The organism is Streptomyces bathyalis (assembly GCF_015910445.1).
Taxonomy (GTDB): domain Bacteria; phylum Actinomycetota; class Actinomycetes; order Streptomycetales; family Streptomycetaceae; genus Streptomyces; species Streptomyces bathyalis.
Window position 1 is genome coordinate 5,432,977 of record NZ_CP048882.1, and the last position, 13,836, is coordinate 5,446,812.

The 13,836-nt window shown below is 69.9% G+C and carries 15 protein-coding genes and 1 pseudogene; 10 read left to right on the forward strand and 6 right to left on the reverse strand.

What is annotated here, in order from left to right; all coding sequences use genetic code 11:
- The first annotated feature begins 68 nt into the window (after positions 1–68).
- The 4 genes from rplU to G4Z16_RS23490 all read left to right on the forward strand — a co-directional run bounded on the left by rplU (position 69) and on the right by G4Z16_RS23490 (position 2,921).
- A complete protein-coding gene (gene rplU, locus G4Z16_RS23475; protein WP_197352653.1) occupies positions 69–398 on the forward strand; it encodes a 50S ribosomal protein L21 in 330 nt (109 codons plus the stop codon).
- A 14-nt stretch (positions 399–412) separates the two neighbouring features.
- The gene (rpmA, locus tag G4Z16_RS23480) at positions 413–670 is read left to right on the forward strand and encodes a 50S ribosomal protein L27 (protein WP_197352654.1); all 258 of its coding nucleotides are present in this window, start codon (positions 413–415) and stop codon (positions 668–670) included.
- 220 nt (positions 671–890) lie between these two features.
- Positions 891–2,333: a GTPase ObgE gene (obgE, locus tag G4Z16_RS23485; protein WP_197352655.1), complete on the forward strand. Its 1,443-nt coding sequence runs from the start codon at positions 891–893 to the stop codon at positions 2,331–2,333.
- A 276-nt stretch (positions 2,334–2,609) separates the two neighbouring features.
- The gene (locus tag G4Z16_RS23490; protein ID WP_197352656.1) at positions 2,610–2,921 is read left to right on the forward strand and encodes a hypothetical protein; all 312 of its coding nucleotides are present in this window, start codon (positions 2,610–2,612) and stop codon (positions 2,919–2,921) included.
- Between the two features lie 12 nt (positions 2,922–2,933).
- Here the strand turns inward: G4Z16_RS23490 and G4Z16_RS23495 are convergent, their stop codons facing one another.
- The 3 genes from G4Z16_RS23495 to G4Z16_RS23505 all read right to left on the reverse strand — a co-directional run bounded on the left by G4Z16_RS23495 (position 2,934) and on the right by G4Z16_RS23505 (position 6,542).
- The gene (locus tag G4Z16_RS23495) at positions 2,934–3,692 is read right to left on the reverse strand and encodes an ArsR/SmtB family transcription factor (RefSeq protein ID WP_197354854.1); all 759 of its coding nucleotides are present in this window, start codon (positions 3,690–3,692) and stop codon (positions 2,934–2,936) included.
- Between the two features lie 221 nt (positions 3,693–3,913).
- The gene (locus tag G4Z16_RS23500) at positions 3,914–6,070 is read right to left on the reverse strand and encodes a bifunctional polysaccharide deacetylase/glycosyltransferase family 2 protein (RefSeq protein WP_197352657.1); all 2,157 of its coding nucleotides are present in this window, start codon (positions 6,068–6,070) and stop codon (positions 3,914–3,916) included.
- Positions 6,071–6,086: 16 nt separating this feature from the next.
- On the reverse strand, positions 6,087–6,542 hold the full coding sequence (locus tag G4Z16_RS23505; protein WP_197352658.1) for a hypothetical protein: 456 nt from the start codon (positions 6,540–6,542) through the stop codon (positions 6,087–6,089).
- A gap of 202 nt (positions 6,543–6,744) precedes the next feature.
- On the opposite strand from G4Z16_RS23505, the gene G4Z16_RS23510 reads away from it, so the two are divergent.
- From G4Z16_RS23510 to G4Z16_RS33335, 3 genes are all read left to right on the forward strand, one after another.
- On the forward strand, positions 6,745–7,716 hold the full coding sequence (locus G4Z16_RS23510) for a chitinase (RefSeq protein WP_197354855.1): 972 nt from the start codon (positions 6,745–6,747) through the stop codon (positions 7,714–7,716).
- Between the two features lie 119 nt (positions 7,717–7,835).
- Positions 7,836–8,351 carry a DinB family protein gene (locus G4Z16_RS23515; RefSeq protein WP_197352659.1) on the forward strand — a complete coding sequence of 172 codons (516 nt, stop codon included), beginning with the start codon at positions 7,836–7,838 and terminating at the stop codon, positions 8,349–8,351.
- A gap of 25 nt (positions 8,352–8,376) precedes the next feature.
- The gene (locus tag G4Z16_RS33335; RefSeq protein WP_197352660.1) at positions 8,377–8,820 is read left to right on the forward strand and encodes a MarR family transcriptional regulator; all 444 of its coding nucleotides are present in this window, start codon (positions 8,377–8,379) and stop codon (positions 8,818–8,820) included.
- 139 nt (positions 8,821–8,959) lie between these two features.
- Here G4Z16_RS33335 and G4Z16_RS23525 read toward each other — a convergent pair whose 3' ends face one another.
- Positions 8,960–9,181 carry a hypothetical protein gene (locus G4Z16_RS23525; protein ID WP_197352661.1) on the reverse strand — a complete coding sequence of 74 codons (222 nt, stop codon included), beginning with the start codon at positions 9,179–9,181 and terminating at the stop codon, positions 8,960–8,962.
- A gap of 193 nt (positions 9,182–9,374) precedes the next feature.
- Between G4Z16_RS23525 and G4Z16_RS23530 the strand changes: the two genes are divergently transcribed.
- A complete protein-coding gene (locus tag G4Z16_RS23530) occupies positions 9,375–10,286 on the forward strand; it encodes a hypothetical protein (protein ID WP_197352662.1) in 912 nt (303 codons plus the stop codon).
- Positions 10,287–10,319: 33 nt separating this feature from the next.
- On the opposite strand, the pseudogene G4Z16_RS23535 reads toward G4Z16_RS23530, so the two are convergent.
- A pseudogene (locus tag G4Z16_RS23535) lies at positions 10,320–10,556 on the reverse strand (GNAT family N-acetyltransferase); the annotation flags it as partial.
- A 313-nt stretch (positions 10,557–10,869) separates the two neighbouring features.
- On the opposite strand from G4Z16_RS23535, the gene G4Z16_RS23540 reads away from it, so the two are divergent.
- Both G4Z16_RS23540 and G4Z16_RS23545 read left to right on the forward strand, forming a co-directional pair.
- A complete protein-coding gene (locus G4Z16_RS23540) occupies positions 10,870–12,168 on the forward strand; it encodes an erythromycin esterase family protein (protein ID WP_197352663.1) in 1,299 nt (432 codons plus the stop codon).
- Positions 12,169–12,358: 190 nt separating this feature from the next.
- Complete coding sequence (locus G4Z16_RS23545; RefSeq protein WP_197352664.1) at positions 12,359–13,195, forward strand: DUF1206 domain-containing protein; 837 nt, start codon at positions 12,359–12,361, stop codon at positions 13,193–13,195.
- 38 nt (positions 13,196–13,233) lie between these two features.
- Here the strand turns inward: G4Z16_RS23545 and G4Z16_RS23550 are convergent, their stop codons facing one another.
- Positions 13,234–13,734, reverse strand: coding sequence for a GNAT family N-acetyltransferase (locus G4Z16_RS23550; RefSeq protein WP_197352665.1), 501 nt, complete (start codon positions 13,732–13,734; stop codon positions 13,234–13,236).
- Positions 13,735–13,836 lie beyond the last annotated feature (102 nt).

The following is a 13,836-nucleotide window of genomic DNA, read 5'->3' on the forward strand; positions in this document are numbered from 1 at the left end:
TCACCGCCTGCCGGATCCATGCCGGGCGGCTGGCGTCAGGGGTTCCGTGACGAGAGAGAGAGTTCCGCGTGTACGCAATCGTGCGCACCGGCGGCCGTCAGCAGAAGGTGGCTGTGGGCGACGTCATCGAGGTCGACCGTATTTCAGAGAGCAAGGCCGGCGAGCGCGTCGAGCTCTCAGCCCTGCTCGTCGTGGACGGTGACACGGTCACCAGCGACCCGTGGGTGCTGGACGGGGTGAAGGTCGCGGCCGAGGTCGTGGACCACCACAAGGGCGACAAGATCCGCATCCAGAAGTACAAGAACAAGACCGGTTACAAGAAGCGGATCGGTCACCGCCAGCTGCACACCGCGCTGAAGATCACCGACATCCCCACGCCGGCCAAGAAGAAGAAGTAAGGACTGAGCTAGAGATGGCACACAAGAAGGGCGCATCGTCCACCCGGAACGGCCGCGACTCCAACCCTCAGTACCTGGGTGTGAAGCGCTTCGGCGGTCAGCTCGTCAACGCCGGTGAGATCCTCGTCCGCCAGCGCGGCACGCACTTCCACCCCGGTGCGGGTGTCGGCCGCGGCGGCGACGACACGCTGTTCGCGCTCGACGCCGGTGCGGTGCAGTTCGGCACGAGCCGTGGCCGCAGGGTCGTGAACATCGTTCCTGCCGCTGAGTAATCAGCCGCGCCAGTAGCGCATCGCAGCACGCATCACCACCGAGGGCGGACGGCCGCTCCCGCGCGTACGCATCCGCTCGTACGTAGGGAAGCGGGTCCGCCCTCGGTGTGTTGGCACCCGCATCGGCCGGCCGCCCCGTGGGCGCGTCCCGCCGTCTGCCCGTCCGCCGCGGTAACGCGCGGCACACCACGCACCGAACCTCAGCCTGGAGGCACTTCACATGACCACCTTCGTGGACCGCGTCGAGCTGCATGTCGCCGCGGGTAACGGAGGCCACGGCTGTGCCTCCGTCCACCGGGAGAAGTTCAAGCCGCTCGGCGGTCCGGACGGCGGCAACGGCGGCCGCGGCGGTGACGTCGTCCTCGTCGTCGACCCCGACGTGACGACGCTGCTCGACTACCACCACAGCCCGCACCGCAAGGCCACCAACGGCAGGCCGGGGGAGGGCGGTGACCGCTCGGGGGCCGACGGCAAGGACCTGGTACTGCCCGTTCCGGACGGCACCGTCGTCCTCGACAGGAACGGCGAAGTACTGGCCGACATGGTCGGCAAGGGCACCGTGTTCATCGCCGGCCAGGGAGGCCGAGGCGGCCTGGGCAACGCCGCCCTCGCCTCACCCCGCCGCAAGGCCCCCGGATTCGCGCTGCTCGGCGAGCCCGGCGAGGCACGCGACATCGTGCTGGAGCTGAAGACCGTCGCGGACGTGGCCCTCGTCGGCTATCCGTCGGCTGGCAAGTCCTCGCTCATCTCGGTGCTTTCGGCTGCGAAGCCGAAGATCGCCGACTATCCCTTCACCACGCTCGTTCCCAACCTCGGTGTGGTCACGGCCGGTTCGTCGGTCTTCACCATCGCGGACGTCCCCGGACTGATCCCCGGGGCGAGCGAAGGCAAGGGGCTGGGGCTGGACTTCCTGCGGCACGTGGAGCGTTGCTCGGTCCTCGTGCACGTACTGGACTGTGCGACCCTCGAATCCGACCGCGACCCGGTCAGCGACCTGGACGTCATCGAGGCGGAACTGGCCCAGTACGGCGGCCTGGAGGGACGGCCGCGCGTCGTCGTACTCAACAAGGTCGACATCCCCGACGGCCAGGACCTCGCCGACATCATCCGCCCCGACCTCCAGGACCGCGGCTACCAGGTGTTCGAGGTCTCCGCCGTCTCCCGGCAGGGACTGAAGGAGCTGTCGTTCGCCCTCGCCAAGGTCGTCGACGAGGCGCGCGCCGCCATGCCGAAGACGGAGACCACGCGGGTCGTCATCCGCCCGAAGGCCGTGGACGACGCGGGCTTCAAGGTCACGAAGGAGGCCGACGGCTTCTTCCGCGTACGGGGAGAGAAGCCCGAACGCTGGGTCCACCAGACCGACTTCAACAACGACGAGGCCGTCGGCTACCTCGCCGACCGCCTCAACCGCCTAGGTGTCGAGGACGAGTTGATGAAGGCGGGCGCACGCGAGGGCGACGGCGTCGCGATCGGCGGAGAGGACGACGCGGTCGTCTTCGACTGGGAGCCGACGATGATGGCCGGCGCGGAGATGCTCGGCCGCCGCGGTGAGGACCACCGCATGGAGGCCCCGCGTCCGGCTGCCCAGCGCCGGCGCGACCGCGAGGCGGAGCGCGACGAAGCGCTGGGCGAGTACGAGGACTTCGACCCGTTCGAGGAGTAGGCCGGCTGCCCGCCTCGGCCTCGTGCTCTCGGCGAGCCCGCCGCTCACCGCCCGCTCGGCCGCGCCGTGGATGCTGGGCGGCGACGACCTTCGTGGTCCGGGCGCGTCGCCGCGGGATCGTCAACAGCTCGTCGGGCTGCCCGAGTTCGTCCGACCGCTTGAACCTGGCGCTGCCGTGACCGGCGAGCCGGTGCCGCGCGAGTCCCGGTTTCGCGCTCACACCCGCGGATGTGCTGCAAGGATCGGTTCTCACGCCCCTTCGTGAGGAGCCATCCCTTGAACCCCGACGAGCTGTTCGACGATCTCGCCGACGCACTCGCCCCGCGCGGCGCCGTTGCCGGCGCCATGTTCGGCAAGCGTGCCCTCAAGGCGGGCGGAAAGGCCTTCGCCTGCCTCAAGGGAGACGTCCTTGCCGTCAAGCTCGGTGACGGCACCGCGGCACACGCCGACGCGCACGCGCTGACCGGTGCCGAGCTCTTCGACCCCTCCGGCAAGGGACGCCCGTTCAAGGACTGGGTGGCCATCCCCGTCAGCCATGCCGACCAGTGGCCGCACCACGCCGGTATCGCGCTCGACGGTCTCGGCTGAGCACGCCCGGCCTCACGGAACCAGCCAGGGCTCCCGCGGCAGAGGACTCCCCGTCTCCAGCAGGGACTTGAGGTTCGACAGCACGGCCGCCCAGCCGGAGGCTGCCTGCTCCCGCTCGTTCTCGTCCTTCAGATCCTCGTGGGTCACCGTGAGCCGGACGATCTCTCCGTGCGGCTCGATGTCGAAGGTGACCCGCGAGGGTTCGTCCGCGGGCTGCCCGGCGGGGTCGGACCAGGTCGTCACGAGGCGCGTGGGGGGCTCGCTCACCACCACCCTCCCGACGACGTCAGGCACACCTGAGCCGTCCGTGCGCTGGTGCTCCCACGAGGAACCGGCCTGCCAGTCGGAGACGTTGCGGTGGCCCCAGTAGGAGCCGGAGATGTCGGCGTCGGTGAGTGCCTGCCACACCTTCTCCGGGGTGCTTTCGATGTAGACGACGTACACGAATCGCGGCTTGTCGGTCATGGCGTTCTCCGCTCGTTGCTTGAGTGCGCTCAGCGACCGGAGGCGCGGGCGCTCGAACTTGTCGATCCACCGTTCCTGGATCGTGTGAAGGGGGACGGGGTTGAGGTAGTGGAGTTTCTCCCGGCCACGCCGCACGGTGCTGACCAGGTTCGCCGCCTCCAGAATCGCCAGGTGCTGCGTCGCCGCCTGGCGGGTCATCTCGAGGCGCCCGCACAGCTCGCCCAGGGTCTGCCCGTTGTGTTCGTGCAGACGGTCCAGCAGATGCCGCCTGGTCCGGTCGGCCAGGGCCTTGAAGACCTTGTCCACGTCTGTGCTCACGGCTCCATCATGCAAGTAAATGCCTGCATGTTCAAGTCCGTGTGCGACCGGCCGAAGCCTCGGCGGCTTTCGCTGTCGTCCCAGGTCAGAGGTGGAGGAACGGGGCGGCCACCGTTGGCCGCCGGTGGTCACAGCGTGCGAAGACGAGTGACCGACCGGTGGCCATGAGGCGGTGCGTGTGCTTCAGCCGACGCTGCGCCGCGTGCGCTTCAGCCGACGCCGACCGCTCCGACCTCTCCCGTGCGCTTCAGCTTCTGCCAGCGCATGCGTCCGCCGGTGGCGGCGGTGACGCACGAGTGGATCAGCACGAGATACATCAGTTGCCGGTACACGATCTGCTGCAGCGGCAGCATCAGCAGGAAGCGGTACCTCTCCCTGTCCAGCCGGAAGGCGTACGCGGCGGACATCAGCTGCACCGCCAGCACGAGCCCCCAGGCGGCCAGCGACTTCAGCGGATCGATGAAGACCGCCGCGTAGAGCGTGAAGAGGTCGATCAGCGGCGCGAGGAGCGGCGTGACGATCTGGAAGAGGACCACCATCGGCATCCCGACCCGCCCGAACCGCCCCGACGCTCCGGGGTCGCGGACGGAACGGCGGTGCTTCCACAGCGCCTGCATCGTGCCGTAACTCCAGCGGTAACGCTGCCGCCACAGCTGCCGCATGGAACCGGGCGCCTCGGTCCAGGCGATGGCGTGCTCGGCGTACACGACCCGCCAGCCGCTGCGTTGCAGGGCGATGGTGACGTCCGTGTCCTCCGCGAGGGTGCCCTCGCTCATGCCGCCGGTGTGCGCGAGTGCCTCGCGGCGGAAGGCGCCGACGGCGCCCGGAATGGTGGGCATGCAGCGCAGCAGGTCGTACATGCGGCGGTCGAGGTTGAAGCCCATCACGTATTCGATGTGCTGCCAGGCCCCGATGAGGGTCCTGCGGTTGCCGACCTTGGCGTTGCCCGCCACCGCGCCGACGGACGGATCGCCGAAGGGCTGCACCAGCGCGTGGATCGTGTCCGGTTCGAAGACCGTGTCACCGTCCATCATCACGACGATGCCCCAACGGGCATGTGCGATCCCCCTGTTGAGAGCGACGGCCTTGCCCGAGTTCTCCTGCCTCACCACCTTGACGTTGCGCAGCGCGAGCGCCTCGACCAACTCCGGGGTGCCGTCCGTCGAACCGTCGTCGACCACGATGATCTCGATCGGATGCGTGCTCCGGGCGAGCGAGGTGACAGTGCCGACGATGCATTCCTTCTCGTTGTACGCCGGGACGATGACGCTCACCGGCTCCACCACCTGCGGCCCCCAGAAGAAGCCCGGGCGGTTGCGCTGCCGGTGGTGGCGGCGGGCCAGGACGAGCATGAGCGCGGAGCGGCCGAGCACGGCAATGCCGACGACGGTGAGCCCGACGACCAGGCCCGGCATCGTGAACTCCGCGACCGCCGTTGCCGCGACGAGCGCCTTGCCCTGCCACAGAGGGGGCCCGGAGGCCGGCCGGTGGGCGCTGGGCCGTCGCACCGCCTCGCTGACGGTGGTGAAGTCGTAGCCGCGGGCCTTCATCTTCTCGATGTACTCGGGCAGCGCCCTGAGCGTCTGGGAACGATCGCCCCCGGAGTCGTGGAAGAGCACCGACGTGCCCTTGGCGCCCTTGGGGGTGGCGTTCTCGACGATCTTCGAGACCCCGGGGTTCTGCCAGTCCTCGCTGTCGGTGTCCACGAAGGCACTCGTGTAGCCGTTGGTGCCGAGTCGCCGGTAGACGGGCCAGCTGTAGTTGTCGATGGCGTCGGTGGTGGAGGAGTAAGGGGCCCGGAAGAGCGAGGTGTTGATCCCCGCGGCGCCGGCGAGCGCGAGCTGTGTCTGTGCGATCTCCCGGTCGACGCGCTCAGCGCTCTGGTACGAGAGGTCGACGTGCGTGAAGGTGTGGATGCCGACCTCGTTGCCCCCGTCGACGATCTCGCGCACGGCGTCCGGATAGCGCGCCGTCATCGATCCGACGACGAAGAAGGTGCCCGGTACGTCGTACTTCTCGAGGATGGCGAGGACCTTCGGGGTCCACTTCGGGTCGGGACCGTCGTCGAAGGTGAGCGCGACGGTCTTGCGCGGGACGGGCCGGTTGCGTGCCTTGCCGTTGGGGAACGACAGCGTGGATCCGCCGCCCAGAACCCTCTTCGGGACGCGGTCGGAGGAGGCGTCCTCGCGCACGCGCTTGTCGTCGCCGAGTTCCGCGTGCAGATACCCGTTGAAGAGCATCACGCCGATCAGCGCGAACAGGGCGAGGAAGGCAAGGACGGCGCGTGGCCCGAAGAAGGCGGGGCGGCGTGCGGCGGACAGCTGCCCCGGCTTGGCGTGTCTGGCTCGTGTGGCTGTGGAGGTCATCTGCTTCAGGGGCCCCTCACCGGACGGATGCGGGGGCGGAGCGTGTGGGCGTCGCACCGTCGGGTCCGTTCACCGTCCTGCCCAGCAGCCTCTTTCTGCAGGCGGCCTTTCCGGGGTGCTTCCTGCAGATCTTGCGGCACTGTTTGCGGCACGGCCGCGCGGAGTTGCGCGCGGAGGGCGAGTTGTCCTTGCGGACACGTTCGGTGGCCGGATCCTGATTCTGGGTGTCGCTGACGCTGTCGAACGGGGCGATCTCCGATGGGGCGAGCGAGGGACCTCCCATGAAGGACACGCCGACCATCACCCCGTACACGAGGAACGCGGCGCCGAGCACGATCCCCGCCCGGCGCAGGAGAAGAGCCCGGCGGCCGGTGGCGTCCACGAAGACGAGGTTGTCCGCTTCCCCGGACTGATCCGCGCTCCCGTGCCGGCTGCGGTCGTCGGAAGGCGCGTCGGTAGGCGAGAGAGTCATGGCCGGGCATCCTGGAGACCGTTCTTGTGATTTCTCTGTGTCCCCGTCCGGCACACCGGATGAGTGCCATGGTTTCTGCTGAACCGGGCGCTCTCGCGAACTGCTGTTCTGCGAGGGCCACTTCGAAGGATGCGGGACGACGCGGGACGACGCGGGACGACGCGGGAAGACGCGGGAAGGGGTGATCGGCGTGCGGCACTGGATGGTGCGGTTCGCAGGCGTTCTCGCGGTCGTGTGCGCGGGATGCTCCTCGTCCGGCGCGCCGCAAGACGACGCCGGACGCGGCGGAGCCCGATCCGCTGTCCCCTTCGCTCCGTACGTGAGTGCCACCACGGCCGCCGGCACGGAAACCGCCGGCACGCCCTCGGCGTTCCATGTGGCGTTCGCCGTCGCCTCGGGTGACGACGAGTGCGCCCCCATGTGGGACGACGAGACCGCGATCGACGACGCGGCCGCGACGAAGCGGATCAGGGGGCTGCGGGAGAGCGGGGCGGACATCCGCGTGTCCTTCGGCGGCGCGACGGACACCGAACTCGCCCTGGCCTGCGACAGCCCGGCCCAACTCGCCGACGCTTACGAGCAGGTGCTGGATCGGACGGGCGCACAGGCGGCGGACTTCGACATCGAGGGGGACACGCTCGAGGACTCCGCGGCCACGGCGCGCCGTGCGAAGGCGATCGAGCTCCTTCAGAGCCGGGACGACGGACTGGAGGTGTCGTTCACGCTTCCCGTGATGCCCTCCGGACTGGCGCCGCAGGGCAAGGAGTTGCTCCGCACGACCGCCGATCAGGACGTGGAGATCTCCGCCGTGAACGTCATGGCGATGAGCTACAGCCCGTCCCACACAGGCGACATGGGCGACTACGCGATGGCGGCGGCGCGGTCCACCCACGACGAGTTGACCGCTCTCCTCGGTCTCTCCGACGCCGGCGCATGGCGGGCGCTGCGGCTGACGGTGATGATCGGCGTCAACGACATCGAGGCCGAGACGTTCACGCTGGACGACGCGGCACAACTGGCCGCGTTCGCCTCGAAGAGGGACCTCGGCGGGCTGTCCATGTGGTCCTCCGCACGCGACCGCGAGTGCGCGGGCGGCGAGCAGCAGGAGGTGGACGAGACCTGCAGCGGCGTCGCCCAGGACGAGGGCGCCTTCGCGGCCGCGCTGTCGGGCTGAGCGGGCTGAGCGGGTCGCGGCCGAGAGAAGACCGACGAGCCTCCGTCCGGCACCGACCGCGCCAACCGGGCGCCGAAATTGCGGTGCGCCCCGGATCGGGGACGGGCTAGCGTCCCGGCATGACGCCTCCTCCCCGCATACGTCCGCGGTTCGACGCCGACGAGCGGACGCAGCTCGTCGCATGGCTCGACATGCAGCGCGCCATCATCCACTGGAAGTGCGAGGGGCTCTCCGAGGCGGACGCGCACCGGTCGGTGCTGCCCGCCTCGCCGCACATGACGATGGCCGGACTCGTCTCCCACATGCGCTGGGTCGAGCACTGCTGGTTCGAGGTCCTGCTGATCGGAGGGCCCGCCGAAGGGCCACTCTTCGAGGACGGGCCCGAGGACGCGGAAATGATGGTCGAGGGCGTTCCCCTCGCTCGGCTGCTGGAGGAGTACGGGCAGCAGTGCGAGGTGTCGAACCGGATCACCGCCTCGCACGAGCTCGACACCGTGGGCCGGCACCCCGGCTACAAGGCGGACCAGACGTCCCTGCGGTGGATCCTGCACCACATGATCGAGGAAACGGCCCGCCATGCCGGGCACGCGGACATCATCCGTGAGCTGCTCGACGGGAGGAAGGGGTACTTCTGACACGGGGCGGCGAGGGCGGGGCGCGATGAGGCCCGAGGACGAATTCGCCGCGCTCCGGGCCCGGGCGGCAGGGGACCCGCACGTGCTCGGAGTGGTCCTCAGCGGCTCGCAGGCACGCGAGGGCGCGGCGACTTCCCGCTCGGACCACGACGTACTGCTCGTCGTCGACGACGCGGGGGAGACATCCGCCGCACGGCGACGCGGTCAGATCGCTCTGGAGGGCTCGCTGACCTCCGGTGAACTCGCCGGACGCACGGGGCTGACCACCGGGGCGACCACCCGCCTGATCGGCCGCCTGGAGAAGGCCGGATACGTTCGCCGGACCGCCGGACCGCCGGACCGCCGGACCGCCGGACCGCCGGACCGCCGACCCCGCCGACCGACGCCGGGTCGTGGTCGAACGTGTAGCGGGCGAGGACGTCGGCGTTCGCCCGGCGGGCGGGGCCGACCAGGTCCTCGATTCCCGTGAGGGCGTCGGTGACCGGCAGGGACACTGCTGCCCCCGCCCGGCGTGGTCGACGGGAACGTGGCAATTGACGTCGCGCCCACGATGCACTGCCGGTGGCCGGAAGGGGCCGGCGGCCGGCGGAGCACGCGCCGCCGGCACGTCAACGTCTCGGCGTGCGCAGGCCGTTGAGGACGGCACGCAGTACCGCGAGGCGGTGGGCGCGCAGCCGGTCGGCGGCTCTTGAATCGGCGGACGGCTCGAGAGCCTTGCCTGCCGCGTGAGCCGCAACTACGGCGAGGATCAGCCGGACCAGCGCCCCGCTGACAACGACGACAGCCAGTACCCACACCGCGTCTGCGGCGGTCATCTGAGTCGTGAGCATGTCTCGCTCACCCCTTCACAGGTTCGGAGAACACCTGTGTAGCCCGGTGACGGGAGACCCCGCTGCAGCGCACCCGCGCCGTATCGGCGAGTTCGTTCAACTGCCGCGCATCCGCGCCGTATCGGCGAATTCGTTCAACTGCCGCGCACCTGCGCCCCTTTCTGCCGGGACGGGCTCCGGGAATCATGCGGGCATGACAGATGAGAACGAGCCTCGGCCTCCGGGCGGCACAGCCAGATTCCGGCCCGGGAAGCGTCTGCTTCCGTATCCCTACAACCGCGACCTTTCCGGGGTGCTGCGCCATCTCAACCGCAGCAGACCGGAATACCGCGCGAAGCTTGCGAACGACCCCTTCACGGCCGCGTACTTGGCGGCAGGAATGCGTCTGCTGGAACGGCACCTCGGCCCGGGAGCCCAAGGCGGCCCCCACGGGAAGCCCTTCCTCCTCAGCTTCCTCTCCCAGCGCACCGTTGCCGACGAGGTTGCCAACAACCCCCGACCCTTTCCCAGGCGGGGGAAACCCAGATCGCTGCGACACGTGTGGAAGTCGCAGTCGGACTTCGTCGCCGACCTGATCAACTTCGCGGTGTGGGAAGAGAATTATCGCCCGAAGTACCGTCGGCAGCGTGTGGCGAACACCAAGAGGCTGGTGAAGGGACCGGACTTCGTGCACGCCGTGCACGAGATTGCCTACGAGCACACCGCTGACGGCATCGAGACTCCCTCCGTTCGCCTCGCCCTGGCCCTGATGACGTCGGCCGACGGGGACGTGGAGGTGAAGCGTGCCATCTCCAGCATGTACGAGGAGTACCTCGGCACGTGGAAAGAGCTCTACGCGGACGTCTTACGCGAGCGCGGCCTGCGTCTGCGCCCGGGGCTGACACTGGACGACCTGGCCAACGCGCTCTCCGCAGCCACCGACGGCATGATCCTCCGGGCCATCGGGGATCCGGAAGCCGATGTCGTCGACCACGACGGACGGCGTTCCCTCTTCGGCACGGTGGCTCTTGCGATCGTCCACTCGTTCCTGGAGCCGGAAGGGGACGAGAGCGGTCTCACGCTGGAAGAGGCCGTCTCGGCGAGGTTCGACAACGGGTCCCGCTGAACCGCTCGCGCCGGCCCCTGCGTCGTCATGACGTCAACGGACAGCTGCACCAAGGGACTTGGGGATGGCCGCTCCGCCCTTCGTCTCCGGATTCCAGTCCTGGACCAGGAGTCCGAGCAGCACCTCGTCCAGGAACTCGCCCATCACACAAGCCGAGGAGCGGAGCACGCCCTCGCGGACGAAACCGTTGCCTTCGGCGGCGCGCAGCATCGCTGCGTTGTCCGAGGGCGTCTCGATCTGCAGCCGGTGCATGCCGCGCACGACGAACCCGGCAAACCAATCAGCCGCTGGCCCCGGTTGGCGAGGAGGCCGTTCCTCCGGCTTCGCCGGGCAACGGCAACGGCAACGGGCCACGGTCGATGGGGGATGCCGTCATATTCGGCTGCGTCCCTGCTGTGCCCGGAGTTACGGTGCCTGCATGGCAGTTGGCAGTCTCTTTCTCTGAGGGCCCGTCGAGGCAGCATCCGCGAGGCGTGTGCGCAGACGCCGGCGCCGGTCGGCGCTGCACGCGACCGAGTTGCCGCGCCCGTCGTGACGGCGCGGCCGTGTCCCGACCCCCTGAGCCGAAAGACGGTCCCGACCCATGGCTGATCAGTCCTCCTCCCGTGACGTACTTGCCGATTGGTTCCGCGAGCACGCCACCACTCTTGCGACCCTCGATCCGCGGCAGCCGCTGGACGATCTCGAGCCGCTCCGCGACATCGTGGGCGAAGCCCGCGTCGTGGCGGTGGGCGAGAACGCCCATTTCGTCGAGGAGTTCTCCCTCGCTCGCCGGCGGGTGCTGCGCTTTCTCGCGGAACGGTGCGGATTCTCCGTCTTCGCCTTCGAGTTCGGCTTCAGCGAGGCCTTCGCGCTCGACCGGTGGCTCCAAGGGGAAGGTGACGACGGCGACTTGGCGAACGTGAGCCGGAGCGCGGCCGATTGGGGTGCTGCGGACCTGATGCACTGGCTGCGCCGCCACAACCGCACCGGCCGCAGCCCTCTCCGGTTCGCCGGCATCGACCTCCCCGAGGCCGGGGGTGCCCTGCGTCCGGCCCTGGAACCGGTGGCCGAATACCTGCGCGAGGCCGACCCCGCTGCTCTCCCCGTACTGGAGACCGCTCTGGAGATCAGCGACCGGTTCCTCGACGGAGCGGGCTCCGGGGCCGCCGCAGCCCCCGCGTGGGCAGGTCTTCCCGTCGCCGAACAGGACGCGCTGACCGCCTCGTTGGCGCGTCTGCTGCTTCGCCTGCGTGCGGTCGAACCGCTCTGCGTCTCCCGAAGCAGTCAGAGCCGCTTCGACATCGCGCTGCGCCGGGTGGAGGCGGCATGCCACACCGATCACATGTTCCGGGCGATGAACGGCCTGATGTCCGGGCATGGCGCGGCGGCCGATCTGTCGGTGCGGGAGACCTTCATGGCCGAATCGGTGCGCTGGCACCTCGATCACGCCGGGCCGGACGCCCGGATCGTGCTCGCCGCCCACAACAACCACATCCAGACGACGGCGCTGGAGTTCGACGGTGCGCTCACAGCGCTCCCCATGGGACAGCACCTGCGGCGCATGCTCGGCCGGGACTACAGGTCGGTCGCCCTCGTCCACACCGCGGACCACGTCCCGGAGATGTTTCCCGACCCGAGCGCCGAGGTCGGCTTCACCCTCGCTGACGCCGATCTCGAACCCGCCGAGGAGGGCAGCGTCGAGGCCGCACTCATCGATGCCGGGCACGGCGACGACATCACGCTCACCGATCTGCGCAGGTCACCGCGGGACGCTGAGCAGAAGCCGCTGCTCCGGCGGATCCGCACGCAGAGCGCCGTCCTGTCCACCCCGGTCCTCGACGCGTTCGACGCCGTCCTCGCCGTTCCGACGGTCACCCGGGACCGGACGGTGCGGTTCTGACCGCCGCCTCCCTCGCTTGCCGGGAACCCCACAACTCCCTGGCCGGCATGGGTGGTCGGGGCCGCCGCCCTCCGTCTCGGCGGCCCCTCCGCACCGGACCGTCGCGTTTTCTTCACCCCAGCCGGGGCAACCGCTGAACCGCCGGGTGCCCGACGCCCGGCGTGATCCAGGGCAGGGGAGGCGGGCAGCCATGAACGCACCGGCAGTGATGAGACGGGGGCGGCGGAGCGCGAAGCGGGCCGCCGACAGCTCGATGCTCGAAGGCGTCGCCCGTGCGGGCATGGTCGCTCAAGGCGTGCTGTACATCCTCGTCGGGCTGGCCGCGCTGCGGATCGCCTTCGGCGACAGCGGTGGAAACCAGGCCGATCAGAGCGGTGCGCTGCGGGAGCTGGCGGCGCGGCCCTTCGGCCTGCTGCTCGTGTGGGCCGTCGGAATCGGACTGGCGGGGCTCGCCGTGTGGCGGTTGTCCGAGGCCGTGTTCGGCGCTTCGGAGAAAGGCGGCCGCAAGAAGCGCAAGCGGCTGATGTCGGCGGGACGGTTCGTGGTGTACGCCGTCCTGGCCGTCTCCGTGCTGTCGTTCGCCAACGGGGCGAGGAGCAGCGGCTCCAGCGACGCGAAGTCGGAGGACATCACCGCCCGGGCGCTGTCCGTACCGGCGGGGGAGTTGCTGGTCGGCGGAGTCGGGGTGGTCGTCGCAGCGTTCGGCGCCTGGGGTGCCGTACAGGCCCTACGGCGCAAGTATCACGACCAGTTGAGGATGTCGCGCATTCCGCGGCGGAACCGCAAGTGGGTGGACCTGCTGGGGGTGAGCGGAGGCGTCGCCCGCGGAGCGGTCCTCGTGGCCCTGGGGTTCTTCGCGATGGAGGCGGCCTGGTCCTCCGACGCCGACGAAGTCAAAGGCATGGACGGCGCGTTGAGGTCGTTCGCGGACACGCCCGCGGGCCCCTGGCTGCTCGCGGCCATCGCCCTGGGCGTCGCCCTCTACGGCCTTTTCTCCCTCATGCTGGCGCGCTGGCGCCGCGTTTGAGCGTCCTGCCGAAGGCGAGACGGTACACCGCGGGGGCCTCAAGTCCCGCTCGGGCCAAGGAGCTTCGCCATGACCAGTTCGTGCTGCCCGTCGGGGAGCGGGGCACCGGGCAGCCCGGTTTCCTCGAAGCCGTGACGGCGGTACAGGGCGATCGCGGGGCGGTTGCTTGGCATGACGGCAAGGCTCAGCAGCCCGGCACCCGACCTGACCGCCCACAGCTCCACAGCCCGCACCAGTCGGTCTCCCACGCCGTAGCCCCGCCCTGAACCGGCCACCCACATGGAGTGCAGCCAGGCTGCGCCGGTCTCGGTACCGGGGACTCCCCGCGCCATGCCGACGGGCTTCCCGCCGAGTGCGGCGACGAGGTTGTACGAGCCGGCGATACCCAGCAGATCCCTCCACCGCTCCTCGCGGTCGCCGTCGCCCTGCCAGTCCGCAAGGCGGGACTTGAAGGCGTACGGCGCGTCCGCGAGCGCCGCATGGCGCAGGGTGCGCCAGGTCTTCCAGTCGTCCGGCGTCAGTACCTCGAGCTCGATCACGCCGATGAGCCTGCCGTTCGCGGGAGCAGTACGCCAACGGGAAAACCGGGCGGGCGGCGCCCGGCGGCTCCGGAACGGGCGCGCGGAGCGCCGCACGGCCCT